The sequence below is a fragment of the Pseudolactococcus raffinolactis NBRC 100932 genome, assembly GCF_001591765.1.
Taxonomy (GTDB): Bacteria; Bacillota; Bacilli; order Lactobacillales; family Streptococcaceae; genus Pseudolactococcus; species Pseudolactococcus raffinolactis.
On record NZ_BCVN01000007.1, the window covers coordinates 1 to 13264 of the forward strand.

Sequence of the window (13264 nt, forward strand, 5' to 3'; positions counted from 1 at the left end):
CCATTTTGATCTGGGTGGGTTTTATATTAATTAAATTATCTCTAACGTTTCATTCAACTCATCGGCTTCATCATGTTCTTGATCACTGCGATGTCGCAAGTCCTTGGTAATCTTAAAGTAGCTAGGCACAAGGATGATGACACTCCCAATCCAGGCCGCTGGGCTTGAAAAGAGAACGCCGATCAAACCAACGGTTACGAGGCTCAGCACAGAAACCCCTGCCCGCATGACAAGTTCTGCCATCCCTGCGAGGGTAGGGACTAAACTGTTGCCATAGCCTTGAATGAAAGACCTCACAACGAAGAGAATGGCTAAGATCCAATAAAAGAGACCATTGACCAAGTAATACTCAAAAGCGAGATGAATGATTTTGGTTTCGCTGTGGCTGATGAAGAGGCTGGAGAAGAACTGGTTAAAGGTGACGAGGACGGCAGCAAAGACGATGCCCCAGATGACGTTGATGATCACGGAATGTTTGAGACCGATGAGCATGCGTTTGTACTGGCGGGCGCCGAAGTTCTGCGCGGTAAAGGTTGTGACGGCAAGACCTAGGCTGATCATGGGAAGCATGGCCAGCTGATCGATCTGGCGACCAATGGCTTGCATGGCAACGACATCAGTCCCCATTTTATTGAGCACGATCTGTAAGGTTAAACTGCCGATGGCGATGATGCTGGACTGGAAGCCCATGGGATAGCCAAGCGCGGCGTGTTTACTGATTTCTTTTTTGTCAAACTTGAAGTGCTGTTTGTGCAGATGCAGCACGGGTACTTTGAGTTTGATATAGATGACCAGGTAAAGTACAGAGAAGGCTTGTGCGATAATCGTCGCAATCCCTGCACCAAAGACATCCGCATGAAGCCCCAGAATAAAGACGAACTCTAAAATAATATTGAGAATCGTTGAGATGATGAGAGCGATCAAGGGTGTCCGTGAGTCGCCGATTGCCCGCAGGACATTGGACAGGTAGTTAAAGAGAACTGTGAAGACCATCCCGCCAAAGATGGCTTTTAGAAAGTCGTGAGCGTCCCTGATTAACTCTGGTGGTGTCTGCATGATTTCAAGCAAGGGGCGTGCCATGGTGAAAGCGATGACGGTTAGAACAAGTGCCGTGATGAGGGTTAGGAAAAGTCCAATGGCAAAGGAATGTTTAACCCCTTCATCATCATTTGCACCGAAGCGCTGGGAGATGATGATGGAGAAACCACTGGTAATCCCGATTGCAAATCCCATAATCAAGAAATTTAATGCGCTTGTCGCTCCAACGGCAGCAAAAGCATCCTTGCCGAGTGTCTGCCCGACGATAATGGCGTCAATAAAATTATAAAAAAGCTGGAATAAATTTCCTAAAAGCAGTGGAAAAGTAAAGAGCAAAATGACTTTTATAGGTTTTCCTTTAGTTAAATCAATCATGATAAGTTGTGCAACAAGTGCGTCTTATGATAGCTTACAGACGCGGTGTTGTGTCATCCTCTCTATAAAGGTGTCTTGGTTGGTTTTGTTGTTAGAGACACGGTTTGGAAACGTTTTCTATTTAATAGTTATAGTTTAACACAAAAAGACGATTTCGCAAGAAATCGTCCATTGTTATAAGCAACTAATAATTATTTAGTTACGTTTACAGCTTGCAAACCGCGAGCGCCATCTTCAACGTCGTAGTTTACTGCTTGACCTTCTTCAAGTGTTTTGAAACCGTCAGTTTGGATCGCTGAGAAATGTACGAAAACGTCTTTTCCGTCTTGACCAGTGATGAAACCGAAACCTTTTTCAGCGTTAAACCATTTAACTGTACCTTGTGCCATTTTGAATCTCCTTCGCCCCTTGGGGGCATTTTAATTTTGTGTAATTCTGAAACTGCTTAGAAAGGATGAAACAAAATGAACCAAACTTTTTAAATCGTATACAAACTACTCCTTTATGGTATCATAAAAGATATGAAAAAGAAAGCGCAAATACGTAAAAAAATGAAATTGGCCTTAAAAACGTTTGATTTTTCTGACAGACAGAAGCAAACTCAGGCTATCATTGATCAATTTCTAATATCAGACATCTATCAGCAAGCGCAAACGATTGCGATTTTTATGCCAATGTCTTTTGAATTTGACGTGATAAGACTTTTAAATGACACGTCCAAACGGATTGTCATCCCAAAAACATTGCCCCAGCGTAAAATGATTTTTACGGATTATGATGAAGACGCGCTCTTTCTGACGCCATTTGGTGTCAGAGAATCCAAGTCAGATTTTGCTGTCATCCCAGATCTGATTATTGTACCAGGTTTGGCCTGGACAGAAGATGGTTATCGTGTCGGCTATGGTGGTGGCTATTATGACCGTTATTTGGCTGATTTTACAGGGCAGACAGCCAGCTTTGTTTATGACTTTCAGATTTTACCAACTATAGAAAGAAACAAATTCGACATCCCTGTCAGACACATTTTTAAGGTATAATAAAATATATGACTAACTTTCAAAAAGATTTTCGCCGTTATCGGGCGACCTATAGCTTAGCTGCCATTACCCTTGGAGTCTGGTTATCTCAGTTTTTTGCCAATGGTGCACAAGCAACAGATCCTATCAACCTCTTTCATTTCGGTGCCTTATTTGGTTTAGATATTATTGAGTATCCTAGCCATATTTGGCGATTGGTCACACCTATTTTCGTTCACATCGGTTGGGAACACTTTTTGCTCAACTTTTTTTCACTGATTTTTATCGGTCGTCAGATCGAAGATATTTTTGGCAGTCAGAGGTTTTTTGCCATTTATCTATTATCAGGAATATACGGCAATATCTTAACCTTTTTCCTTAAACCAGAGACCCTGTCCGCTGGCGCCTCGACCTCCCTCTTTGGTATCTTTGCAGCCATGGCCATGTTAGGCTACCTCACGAAAAATCCATCGTTTCAGGCAATCGGCAAGCAATTTGCTGTGCTCATTCTTGCTAACCTAGCGATTAATATCTTCCAACCAGATGTCGGCATTTTCGGGCATATTGGTGGTGCAATTGGTGGTATTCTGCTGGCTGCGCCTTTTGCACCGAAGATTTTGCAGTCTAAGATTTCAGAGACTCAGAAGGTCACATTTTTTATAGTCTACCTTGTTTCAGCTGTGTTGATGGTAGTGCTCACGATCATGGGTTAATTTGGACTTTAATTAAAGAAACGATAAACGACGAAGTAAATCTTGAGAAGCGTCGTTTTTTTGATCTATGAAATAGAAGTATAGAAAAATGGTACTTTGTGAATAAAATAATTAATGTTTGATGGTGTAAAACGCTTGCAAAAATGAAAATTAAATGATACTATATTGGTATAGACCACTGAGAGCGTTTCCCTTTCTGTGGTCGGGACACAAACTAATTTTATCGGCTATTAAATGGTGATAAAACTATATGAGATTGTGTCTGGAATTTTATTGGATGTCGGTCATGATATCTGTTCATGTGCACTTAATCCTTATATATAGGGACTTTATCTCGGTTTTTAGAGTTTTGTATAACTATATATTTTTATTTTAGGAAACGCTTGCAAATTATTATGTTACGTGGTAATATAATGGGGTAGGTGATTTGTATGCGATTTCAGAAGTCATGACAAGTTATCCACGTATTTATTTTATTGTAGGAAGTCTTATCGAAGAAAGGAGAAACATGGACGATGCACAGATGGCAGTCATCATGCCGCTGATCATGTATGGTGGAGAAGCGAAGTCTTCAGCTGTCGAAGCAATTCGCGCAGCTAAAGCAGGTGACTTTGAAAAAGCTGACGAACGAATCGAAGCAGCTAGCAAAGCAATCGTGGAAGCCCATCATGGTCAAACGGAATTATTGACTAAGGCTGCAAATGGTGAAGATGTACCCGTATCAATTTACATGGTACATGCCCAAGATCATTTGATGACAGGGATTGCTTTCGTTGATCTCGCAAAAGAAATCATCGAATTGTACAAGGTTATTAAAAATTAAAACGATCGTCTTTTGTTATGACTTTAGAATCGTGACGTTAGAATCGTTTTGATGAGGTAATTTGCTTGAGTATGGGTCTTAATCAGACCGACACTCAATCGTAAAAAGGAAGGAATCTTTTATGAATGCATTACAACAGTGGATGGAGAAACATCTCGTTCCAGTCGCAGCCAAAATTGGCTCGCAAAAACACTTAGTTGCGCTTCGTGATTCGTTCGTTGGGATGTTGCCAGCGACGATGGTAGGGGCAATGGCAACATTGGTATCAGTTATGATTGGTACCGTACCCGCAGCGGTTCAACAACTTATTCAGCGTAGCGCATCTGATGGCTCTTGGACACTTTCTGACAAACCAGTTTTCCAACAACTTGCTGGTATCTCAAGTCTCGTAAGCCAAGGTACATTGACAATTATCGGTCTTATTTTCGCCTTTTCATGGGGTTACAACCTTTCAAAAGCTTACAAAGTCAATGAACTCGCGGGTGGTATCGTCGGTGTTGCTGCTTTAGTTTCAGGTCTACCAAACATTATTGCGATTGCAACAAATGGTCTTTCTGAAAAAGCAATGGCAACAGTTAACGATAACATCGCAGCACAAGGTATCGCAACTTGGAAAATGGGTCTCTCAGTAGGTCAATTGGACGCGGGTGCTTACTTTACTGTTATCATCATGGGTGCGCTTGCCGTTATCCTTTATGCTAAATTAATGCTTGCTGATATCACAATCAAAATGCCTGATTCAGTGCCACCAGCAGTCTCTAAAGCTTTCTTGGCCATCATCCCAACTATCGTTGCGGTTTATGTTGTGTCAATCATTTACTACTTCATCAAAGTATGGACTGGTAGCGACTTGATCTACTTGATCAGCAAATACATCGCTGAACCTTTCCAAGCCTTGTCACAATCAATCTTCTCAGTATTGATCGTTACTTTCTTCGTTTCACTCTTCTGGTTCTTCGGTATCCATGGGACAAACGTTTTGGGCGCTGTGCTCGATGGTATCTGGGGTCCACTCCAACTTGCCAACATGGACGTTTACAACAAAGTTAAGTTGGAAGGTGTTAAAGATCTCGTTGCCAAAGGTGCAACAGATAAAGCACACGCTATCGATGGTAACTTCGTAACCCTTTGGGTACGTGGTTCATGGGATGCCTTTGCATGGTTCGGTGGTACTGCTGGTACCATCACATTGATCATTGCTATCCTTTGGTTCTCTAAACGTGAAGACTACAAAACAGTTGCGAAACTTTCAGTTGCGCCTGGTATCTTCAACATCAATGAACCTGTTATGTTCGGTATGCCGTTAGTATTGAACTCACTCTTCTTTATTCCGTTGTTACTTGCACCAATGGTATCAGTAGGGATTGCTTACTTTGCGACTGCCATGCACTGGGTTGCACCAGTTGTCTTGCAAGTGCCATGGGTAACACCACCATTCATCAACGCTTTCATGGCGACAGGTTTTGACTGGCGTGCAATCATTGTCACAGCCGTGACATTTGCAGCATCATTCGTTATCTGGTTCCCATTTGTTATTGCAGCAAACTCAATGGAAGAAGAAGCTTAATTATAAGTCTCACTTTGTTGAGCTTATGCTCAAAAAAGACGGCGAAAGTCGTCTTTTTCTATTAAAAGATGATAAAATAATACTATACCAAGAAAAAGAAAGAGGTAGGATATGCTTGTAGTGAATATGGCAATGAAACAGGATGATGTGATTGCAGTCTTGGAAGAAAATGGATACAAATTTGTAGAAAAAAAAGGCATTCGTCTCTTTTTCGAAACAGATGGTGATTTGAATGAAAAAGCAGCAGAAGCTAAAGCGCTCATCAAAGCTCAACCATGGGGAGCAGCTTTATTCTTCAATGTAGAGGTGGCTAAATCATGATGCAAAAATGGGGATGGGCTTTTGTTAGTTTAGCCTTATTGATTTTTATCTCAACGCTACAAGGCAGAGGCGCATTCTTGATCGTTAGTATTTTGTTGTTTGCCCTTGGTCTTGGTATGATCATTGTTGGTGGTAAGCAGGATAAATCAGATCAAAACGGAGAGTCGAAGTAATGGAAATTATCAGAACCTTGAAGGTGCCGCGCCAATTTATTTTTGATAAATTGCTAGAATCTGGCCTTTATGATATCGAAAAAAATACTGGTAAGCATCCTAAAATTTCAAGCTTGTCAGGCTTTGAATACAAGAAAAAATTTGGTGCCAAGCAAAATCAAGCAGGCAAAATTAAGATTGACGAGGTGACAGAGCCTTCAGTCTATGCTTTCACAACGAAGACGATTAGAAATACGTTTACGACACGTTGGGAACTGCACAAGATTGATGATGCGACGACGGAAGTTGTTATTTCAGAAAAATTGGAATCTCACGGTTTCTTCCAAAATCTTAATGATATGATGATGCAAATCGGTATGGGGTGGATTAAAAAGCGCCAGATGAAAGCTATCTTAAATAACATTTCCGCAGCTTATAATGGAAAGTAATATATATATTTTTATATACTTTTATTTGTTTGGAATAAGAAAAAGCCAACTATTATTTGACTTTTTCTCTAAATAACTATATAATTTATATATAAAGAGTAAAGAGGTTGAACATGGAACATAAAAAATTAGCAGCTTTTCCAAGTGATTTTCTTTGGGGAAGCGCATCTGCTGCTTATCAAATTGAAGGCGCTTACGATGAAGATGGGAAAGGTTTGTCAGTCTGGGATAACTTTGTTAGAATCCCTGGTAAAACCTTCAAAGGGACTAATGGTGACGTCGCAGTCGATCATTACCATCGTTATCAAGAAGACGTCAAACTCATGGCTGAGATGGGCATGAAAGCCTATCGCTTTTCGATCGCTTGGACACGTATTTTTCCAAACGGCACAGGTGAAGTGAATGAAGCTGGCCTAAAATTCTACAGCGATTTAATCGATGATTTGTTAGCCAATGGCATTGAACCCTTGGTGACAATTTATCATTGGGATCTCCCGCAAGCCCTTCAGGACGCCTATGGTGGTTGGGAATCGCGCAAAATCATTCCAGATTTCGTGAACTATGCTGAGACTTTATTCAAAGCCTATGGCGATCGCGTGAAATATTGGGTGTCATTGAATGAGCAAAATATCTTCACACACATGGGCTGGCAAATCGCCACACACCCACCTGGTAAAAAAGATCCAAAACTTTTCTATCAAGTGAATCACCATGCGAATTTGGCTAATGCGGCAGTCATTAATAAATTCCATGACATGGGTATTGACGGCAAAATTGGTCCATCGTTTGCTTATACACCACAGTATGCGATTGATTCTAACCCGCTCAACGTCTTAGCAGCTGAAAACGCTGAAGAATTAGGGGCACACTTCTGGATGGATGTCTATGTTTATGGCGAATATCCAATCGTTGCCCTCAACTACTTGAAAGAAAGAGGGTTGGCGCCTGAGTTCGCACCTGGCGATGCTGAGTTACTCAAATCTGCCAAACCAGATTTCATGGGCTTAAACTTCTATCAAACAGCAACCAACGCTTGGAACCCAATTGATGGCGGTGTCGAAAATAAAGACAGCTATCAAATGAACACGACTGGTAAAAAAGGTACATCACAAGATTCAGGTATTCCGGGTCTACAAAAAACTGTCACGAATCCATTTGTTGAAACAACAAACTGGGATTGGACGATTGATCCAGTTGGCTTGCGCATTGCTTTACGCCGCATCGCCTCACGTTACCGCTTGCCAGTCCTCATTACAGAAAACGGTTTGGGTGAATACGATAAACTTGAAGACGGTCAAATCCACGATGATTACCGCATCGACTTCTTAAAAAAACACGTCCTAGCTATCAAAGAAGCAATTTCTGATGGAGTTGATGTCATCGGCTACACCACATGGAGCTACACAGACCTCCTAAGCTGGCTCAACGGTTACCAAAAACGTTACGGTTTCGTCTACGTCGATCAAGATGAGACCATGAATGGCTCGTTAAAACGTATTCCGAAAGATTCCTACTACTGGTACAAAGACGTTATCGCAAGCAATGGTGAAGATGAGACTTTGTTGAAATAAACTAGAAAAGAGTTCTGATGATCAGAGCTCTTTTATGAATCCCTCAATTAAGAAAAAATACCAAAAAGAAAACGCTTTCTTTTTTCGAAGAGCTATGCTATAATAAGAGTGTAGAGGTAGGGTGTAAGCGTGTTGGATCAAGTCAGATAGCTGTCCGTGGTGTAAAACCGATGGGGGGCAAGATGTTTTTCTGATTTGACCGACTGTGACTGGTTGGGAAAAGACACAATAATACCCCGCGTCAGATATTGGAAAATGATGTTAGCCTTAGTTGTTAAAGAAAGGCTGTTGCAAGAATAGGTTTGATGAATCTGAGATAGCAACGTCATTCATGAGTAGACTTGGTTTATGATTCTAAACACCGGAAAAAGCGACATTGGTCGCTTTTTTTGGATGAACTCAATATTCGAAAGCAAAGATACTTTTTGATCAGTCATTTGAGTGGAACCTGTAAGTTTCTGGGATAGAAATCGGCCATAGGCCCTTTTTTTTGATATAATGAGATTATGACCCCTCAAGAAAATGTGCTAAAAATCTTACATTTGAATGATTTACACTCTCATTTTGAAAATTATCCAAAAATTAAACGCTTTTTTGCGGATAAATCGGCGGGTTTTTCGGATGTTTTGCGGTTTGACATCGGAGATAACGTTGACCGCTCACATGCGCTTAGTGAGGCGACGCTAGGTCAGGCTAACGTGTCCCTGATGAATGCGCTAGACTTAACAGCAGCGACGATTGGTAACAATGAAGGCCTAGGTCTGCCTAAAGAGAAGTTAGATATGCTTTATGCTAACGCAAACTTTGATGTCGTCTTGGCTAACTTGAAGGATCAAGGCAGACAACCGAATTGGGCAGTCGAGAAAAAAAGAGTCACCACCTCTTTTGGGATGGTCATTGATATTTTCGGTCTGACGGCACCCTATCCTCTGGCCTATCCGCCAATGGGGTGGGATATCTTAGAGCCTGAGTCTGTCTTAGCCCAGCAGTTGCGCGAATCAGATGCTGACTTTACGATTCTCCTGAGCCATTTAGGCTGGCGCTTTGATGAGAAAGCTGCTATGACCTTTGATAACCTCAATCTCATCTTAGGCGCTCACACGCATCATTTATATGAATATGGTAAGTATATCAATGATACCATGCTTGCGGCCGCTGGTCGCTATGGTGAGTACGTTGGTGAGGTGACGCTAAGATTTGATGATGACTTTCAGTGTATTCAGTCTGAAATTATGGCTGAGGATATTCGGCACTTATCGCCCTTGCCTGGCGATAAAGAATGGATCCAGCATCAAGCAGATCAAGGGCATCAGTTGCTTCGGGCCTGTCAGGTCGCGCAGCTATCTCAGTCGCTTACAAATAAGTTACCTGAATATGCGGCGACCCAGTTTGTGGCAGGCCTTATGGGCGATTATTATCATGTGCCAGCAGTTATCCTCAATAGTGGCATGATTGTTGAGGAAATCCCGCAAACGCTAACTTTAGATGATTTGCACGAAATTTTACCTCACAGTATTCGTATGGTTAAATTGACCGTGACGGGCGCTGAACTCCAAGACATCCTGGGAGAGTTATATGAGGTAGGCAGTTACCTTAGAACCCAACGCATCGTCGGCATGGGATTTCGTGGCAAGCAGTTTGGTGATATCGTTACAATTGGACTGACTGATGATAATGGTCAGCTAAGCTATCAAAATAACCCAGTTGTTGAACATCAAACTTATATTATCCTTGTACCTGACCAATATCTATTTGCATCATATTTTCCGATTCTGAAAAGTTCAGGCAGTGCAGAGATTCAATTCCCCCGGTTTATGCGGGAAATTGTTGCAGATGATTTGACACTGCACGACAACCTATGATCCAAAAGAGACAAGACCCTAAAAGAAAGAAACAGTATGGCGAAAGTAATTCCAGAAGAAGAAAAAAATTATAACAAATTCCCAGGTGAACATGTCATTGTCCTAGATGATGTGGTCACGATTGGTGACAAGGTGTTTCACTTGATCCATAACTATCGAGATGGTTTTAATCAAGAGAAACTTGAGCAACGCTATTCCGATATTTTTGCGAAATATGACTATCTCGTTGGAGATTGGGGACATGAGCAACTGCGCTTGAAAGGCTTTTTCTCAAGCTCTCGTAAAAAAATGCCAGATGAGTTAAAGATTTCCCATCTGGAAGATTATATCAAGGAATATATGAATTTTGGGGCAGCTTTTTTTGTCTTGAAACGGATGCGAAGTAAAGATATCAAGCGAGACGAAGCTTTTGTTGGCGAAAAAGTCTATGAAGTGAAAACGCCAGTCGTGGTGCCTAAAAGTCCAAAAAGAGAAGTCCGTAAAGAAGTTAAAAAAGACTCTAGTAGAGGCATTAAAACACCTAACACAAAAGGAGAACAAAGCGAGTCTTCTAAGTTCTCTAGAAAACGTCAGCCAAGCAAGACAAGTTTTATCCAAAAGGAAAAATCGGTCAAGCAACAGGCACCAATTATCAAGACTGAAAAGACTCAAGCGCCACGTCAGACAGAGGGTAGTAAGCGTCCAGCTTTTGTCGTTAGAACTCGAAAAAAATAAGTTTAGGCCTCCTTTTTTTAGTAATCCAGCTGTTTATCATGCTAACCTTAACAAACGGAATCTTTGACACTTTTAAACTAATGTTATAAAATGAAGGTGTTAATGGATTTTATAATTTTTTGTACTGTTTAAGGAGGAATTGATTATGGGTTGGATTTGGTCTCTTATTGTTGGTGCGCTCATCGGTGTTATTGCTGGTGGTATCACGAAAAAAGGTGAATCAATGGGCTGGATTGCGAATATCGTCGCTGGTTTAGTCGGTTCTAGTATCGGTCAAGCAATCTTTGGCCATTGGGGTCCTAGCTTAGCTGGAATGGCCTTGATCCCATCTGTGCTTGGTGCGGTCATTCTAGTTGCTGTTGTCTCATTCTTCATTGGCAAGAAATAAACAATATTAAAACAATTAGCATATCAGCAGGGAAAACATTCCCAGTTGACATGCTTTTTTTTGAGGTTTCAAATATTGCGACAAGATTTTTGAGCGTTCGGTACAAATATTCGAGCGTTCGCGCCAAAGTGTCACCAATTTTAATTAACTTATGTTAAGATTGGGTCATCTAGATAACATTACTCAGATCTGAGTCTTTCTTCTCCCTAAGTTGCAGGAAATCAACAGCATCTAGGACAGTCAGGCCATGTAACTGTTCTAATTTCATGTCATAAAGTTTTCAAAACATGTTATACTAGTAGCATGACAAAAACTATCCAAAATGACATGATAAAACCCTCTATTTATGATTTAACCCGTGACGAGCTGATTACTTGGGCGCTTGAACATGGTGCTAAAAAATTTCGAGCAACGCAAATTTGGGACTGGCTTTACAAAAAACGAGTTCAATCTTTTGATGACATGACTAATATTGCCAAGGATTTCATCGAAATTCTGAAAGACAATTTTGTCCTCAATCCCTTGAAACAGCGTCTAGTCCAAGAAGCTAAAGATGGCACTGTTAAGTATCTCTTTGAACTACCTGATGGTATGTTAGTTGAGACAGTGCTCATGCGCCAACGTTACGGCTTATCCGTCTGTGTGACGACTCAGGTCGGATGTAATATTGGCTGCACGTTTTGCGCTTCAGGCCTCATTAAAAAACAACGTGACTTAACTGCAGGTGAAATAACAGCGCAAATCATGCTCGTTCAAAAATACTTTGATGAACGTGGCTTAGAAGAACGTGTTAGTCATGTGGTGGTCATGGGGATTGGTGAGCCTTTTGATAACTATAACAATGTCATCAATTTTATCAAAACGATTAACGATGACAATGGTCTTGCGATTGGTGCGCGTCATATCACGGTATCAACTTCTGGTTTAGCGCCTAAAATTCGTGAATTTGCTGAGACAGGTCTCCAAATTAACTTGGCGATTTCCCTACATGCACCAAACAATGATGTCAGAACAAGCATCATGCGCATCAACCGTCAATTTTCAATCGAAAAATTATTTGAAGCCATCGATTACTACATCGAAGTAACCAATCGTCGTGTCACATTCGAATATATTATGCTCAGTGGTGTCAATGATCGCCCTGAACATGCGCGTGAGTTGGTCGCCCTCTTAAAAGACAAGAAAAAATTAGTCTACGTCAACCTGATTCCTTATAATCCGGTCAGCGAACATGACCAGTATAGCCGTTCTTCAAAAGATGACGTGCTTAAGTTTTATGATATCCTTAAAAAAGGTGGCATTAACTGTGTCATTCGTCAAGAACATGGTACAGACATTGATGCAGCCTGTGGTCAACTTCGCAGTAAGACCATGAAAGCAGATAAGAAAAAACAACCAGACACGAAAGAATTTGATGCCGTAACAGTTGGCTTTGAGACGAAAATTAAGTAAAGAAAATGGAGGCAAACAATTGAAAAATTATTTGCATAAATTTTATCAAAGCTTTTCCATGCTTGCCATGGTTTGGATAATTGTGACAGCTGTGATAGGAAAAACTATCTCACGTCTATCAGCCATTGGCATCTTGGTTGCTGCGGTCATCGTTGCAATCGTACCAGATGGGTGGTTTGAAAAAGTCATCAATATGATCCATCAATAATAAAGAAACGTCAGACGGATATCTGGCGTTTTATGATACAATAAAATTATGAAATTGTTTGATCGACAAGCTAATCTGCAAGCGCCATTTCAAAAAATTGTAAAAGCACTTGCGATATGCTACACTATTGCTATCTGTTTGATGTGTTTTCTACCTCAGAGCACCTATCCAACCTTGAAAAGTGTCGAAACACCAGGGGTTCAGCACTTCGGCCGGATCACAGCGATTCTGACCCCTTTTAATACCCTGGTACACTTTGGAAAAATCCCAAGTCTGGTTGATTTGTTTTTTATCATTCTCCAAAATGTGGCTAATATCTTTCTGCTATTCCCCTTGGTTTTCGCACTATGTTTGCTGAAACCAGGTATCAGGCACTTTAAAAAGGTACTTCTCATGAGTTTTCTGATGAGTCTAGCCATTGAAACCACGCAAGCCATCTTGGATTTATTGTTCGATTTTAATCGCGTATTTGAAGTAGATGATTTAATCACCAATACCTTAGGTGGGGTGCTTGCTTATCTGCTCTATAAAATTGTAAAAAATAATATTGATAGCAGTCGTAAACTTCTGTAGAAAAATAGGCTTTTCCTAAGCATAAGAAGTTAGCTAGAAATT

General features: G+C 40.9%; 16 protein-coding genes. 14 read left to right on the forward strand and 2 right to left on the reverse strand.

Annotation, left to right across the window (positions count from 1 at the left end; all coding sequences use genetic code 11):
* Nucleotides 1-30 precede the first annotated feature (30 nt).
* Together LRA01S_RS03700 and LRA01S_RS03705 are read right to left on the reverse strand one after the other, a co-directional pair.
* Nucleotides 31-1413 carry an MATE family efflux transporter gene (locus LRA01S_RS03700; protein ID WP_061774293.1) on the reverse strand — a complete coding sequence of 461 codons (1383 nt, stop codon included), beginning with the start codon at nucleotides 1411-1413 and terminating at the stop codon, nucleotides 31-33.
* Between the two features lie 191 nt (nucleotides 1414-1604).
* Nucleotides 1605-1802, reverse strand: coding sequence for a cold-shock protein (locus tag LRA01S_RS03705; protein ID WP_003138831.1), 198 nt, complete (start codon nucleotides 1800-1802; stop codon nucleotides 1605-1607).
* A 132-nt stretch (nucleotides 1803-1934) separates the two neighbouring features.
* On the opposite strand from LRA01S_RS03705, the gene LRA01S_RS03710 reads away from it, so the two are divergent.
* The 14 genes from LRA01S_RS03710 to LRA01S_RS03770 all read left to right on the forward strand — a co-directional run bounded on the left by LRA01S_RS03710 (nucleotide 1935) and on the right by LRA01S_RS03770 (nucleotide 13222).
* Entirely contained in the window at nucleotides 1935-2450 is a 516-nt protein-coding gene (locus LRA01S_RS03710; protein WP_061774294.1) for a 5-formyltetrahydrofolate cyclo-ligase, read from the forward strand.
* A gap of 8 nt (nucleotides 2451-2458) precedes the next feature.
* Nucleotides 2459-3142, forward strand: coding sequence for a rhomboid family intramembrane serine protease (locus LRA01S_RS03715; RefSeq protein ID WP_061774295.1), 684 nt, complete (start codon nucleotides 2459-2461; stop codon nucleotides 3140-3142).
* Nucleotides 3143-3650: 508 nt separating this feature from the next.
* Nucleotides 3651-3965, forward strand: coding sequence for a PTS sugar transporter subunit IIA (locus LRA01S_RS03720; protein ID WP_061774296.1), 315 nt, complete (start codon nucleotides 3651-3653; stop codon nucleotides 3963-3965).
* Between the two features lie 121 nt (nucleotides 3966-4086).
* Complete coding sequence (locus LRA01S_RS03725; protein ID WP_061774297.1) at nucleotides 4087-5532, forward strand: PTS sugar transporter subunit IIC; 1446 nt, start codon at nucleotides 4087-4089, stop codon at nucleotides 5530-5532.
* A gap of 111 nt (nucleotides 5533-5643) precedes the next feature.
* Entirely contained in the window at nucleotides 5644-5853 is a 210-nt protein-coding gene (locus LRA01S_RS03730) for a hypothetical protein (protein ID WP_061774298.1), read from the forward strand.
* Nucleotides 5850-6026, forward strand: coding sequence for a hypothetical protein (locus LRA01S_RS10905; RefSeq protein WP_156470218.1), 177 nt, complete (start codon nucleotides 5850-5852; stop codon nucleotides 6024-6026). The genes LRA01S_RS03730 and LRA01S_RS10905 overlap by 4 nt, the downstream gene beginning before the upstream one ends.
* The gene (locus LRA01S_RS03735) at nucleotides 6026-6454 is read left to right on the forward strand and encodes a DUF3284 domain-containing protein (protein WP_061774299.1); all 429 of its coding nucleotides are present in this window, start codon (nucleotides 6026-6028) and stop codon (nucleotides 6452-6454) included. The genes LRA01S_RS10905 and LRA01S_RS03735 overlap by 1 nt, the downstream gene beginning before the upstream one ends.
* A gap of 113 nt (nucleotides 6455-6567) precedes the next feature.
* A complete protein-coding gene (locus tag LRA01S_RS03740) occupies nucleotides 6568-8025 on the forward strand; it encodes a glycoside hydrolase family 1 protein (protein WP_061774300.1) in 1458 nt (485 codons plus the stop codon).
* A 506-nt stretch (nucleotides 8026-8531) separates the two neighbouring features.
* On the forward strand, nucleotides 8532-9887 hold the full coding sequence (locus LRA01S_RS03745; protein WP_061774301.1) for a bifunctional metallophosphatase/5'-nucleotidase: 1356 nt from the start codon (nucleotides 8532-8534) through the stop codon (nucleotides 9885-9887).
* Nucleotides 9888-9923: 36 nt separating this feature from the next.
* The gene (locus LRA01S_RS03750; protein ID WP_061774302.1) at nucleotides 9924-10601 is read left to right on the forward strand and encodes a YutD family protein; all 678 of its coding nucleotides are present in this window, start codon (nucleotides 9924-9926) and stop codon (nucleotides 10599-10601) included.
* 145 nt (nucleotides 10602-10746) lie between these two features.
* The gene (locus tag LRA01S_RS03755) at nucleotides 10747-10989 is read left to right on the forward strand and encodes a GlsB/YeaQ/YmgE family stress response membrane protein (RefSeq protein ID WP_061774303.1); all 243 of its coding nucleotides are present in this window, start codon (nucleotides 10747-10749) and stop codon (nucleotides 10987-10989) included.
* Nucleotides 10990-11292: 303 nt separating this feature from the next.
* Complete coding sequence (rlmN, locus tag LRA01S_RS03760) at nucleotides 11293-12441, forward strand: dual-specificity RNA methyltransferase RlmN (protein WP_061774304.1); 1149 nt, start codon at nucleotides 11293-11295, stop codon at nucleotides 12439-12441.
* Between the two features lie 19 nt (nucleotides 12442-12460).
* Nucleotides 12461-12649, forward strand: coding sequence for a hypothetical protein (locus tag LRA01S_RS03765; protein ID WP_061774305.1), 189 nt, complete (start codon nucleotides 12461-12463; stop codon nucleotides 12647-12649).
* 48 nt (nucleotides 12650-12697) lie between these two features.
* Nucleotides 12698-13222 carry a VanZ family protein gene (locus LRA01S_RS03770; protein ID WP_061774306.1) on the forward strand — a complete coding sequence of 175 codons (525 nt, stop codon included), beginning with the start codon at nucleotides 12698-12700 and terminating at the stop codon, nucleotides 13220-13222.
* Nucleotides 13223-13264: the final 42 nt, after the last annotated feature.

Bases quoted from the DNA above. Each gene is read 5' to 3' on its own strand.
- LRA01S_RS03750 (WP_061774302.1), top strand. From the start codon at position 9,924: ATGGCGAAAGTAATTCCAGAAGAAGAAAAAAATTATAACAAATTCCCA.
- LRA01S_RS03720 (WP_061774296.1), top strand. From the start codon at position 3,651: ATGGACGATGCACAGATGGCAGTCATCATGCCGCTGATCATGTATGGT.
- LRA01S_RS03755 (WP_061774303.1), top strand. From the start codon at position 10,747: ATGGGTTGGATTTGGTCTCTTATTGTTGGTGCGCTCATCGGTGTTATT.
- rlmN (WP_061774304.1), top strand. From the start codon at position 11,293: ATGACAAAAACTATCCAAAATGACATGATAAAACCCTCTATTTATGAT.
- LRA01S_RS03705 (WP_003138831.1), bottom strand. From the start codon at position 1,802: ATGGCACAAGGTACAGTTAAATGGTTTAACGCTGAAAAAGGTTTCGGT.
- LRA01S_RS03710 (WP_061774294.1), top strand. From the start codon at position 1,935: ATGAAAAAGAAAGCGCAAATACGTAAAAAAATGAAATTGGCCTTAAAA.
- LRA01S_RS03770 (WP_061774306.1), top strand. From the start codon at position 12,698: ATGAAATTGTTTGATCGACAAGCTAATCTGCAAGCGCCATTTCAAAAA.
- LRA01S_RS03700 (WP_061774293.1), bottom strand. From the start codon at position 1,413: ATGATTGATTTAACTAAAGGAAAACCTATAAAAGTCATTTTGCTCTTT.
- LRA01S_RS03735 (WP_061774299.1), top strand. From the start codon at position 6,026: ATGGAAATTATCAGAACCTTGAAGGTGCCGCGCCAATTTATTTTTGAT.
- LRA01S_RS03740 (WP_061774300.1), top strand. From the start codon at position 6,568: ATGGAACATAAAAAATTAGCAGCTTTTCCAAGTGATTTTCTTTGGGGA.
- LRA01S_RS03715 (WP_061774295.1), top strand. From the start codon at position 2,459: ATGACTAACTTTCAAAAAGATTTTCGCCGTTATCGGGCGACCTATAGC.
- LRA01S_RS03745 (WP_061774301.1), top strand. From the start codon at position 8,532: ATGACCCCTCAAGAAAATGTGCTAAAAATCTTACATTTGAATGATTTA.
- LRA01S_RS10905 (WP_156470218.1), top strand. From the start codon at position 5,850: ATGATGCAAAAATGGGGATGGGCTTTTGTTAGTTTAGCCTTATTGATT.
- LRA01S_RS03730 (WP_061774298.1), top strand. From the start codon at position 5,644: ATGCTTGTAGTGAATATGGCAATGAAACAGGATGATGTGATTGCAGTC.
- LRA01S_RS03725 (WP_061774297.1), top strand. From the start codon at position 4,087: ATGAATGCATTACAACAGTGGATGGAGAAACATCTCGTTCCAGTCGCA.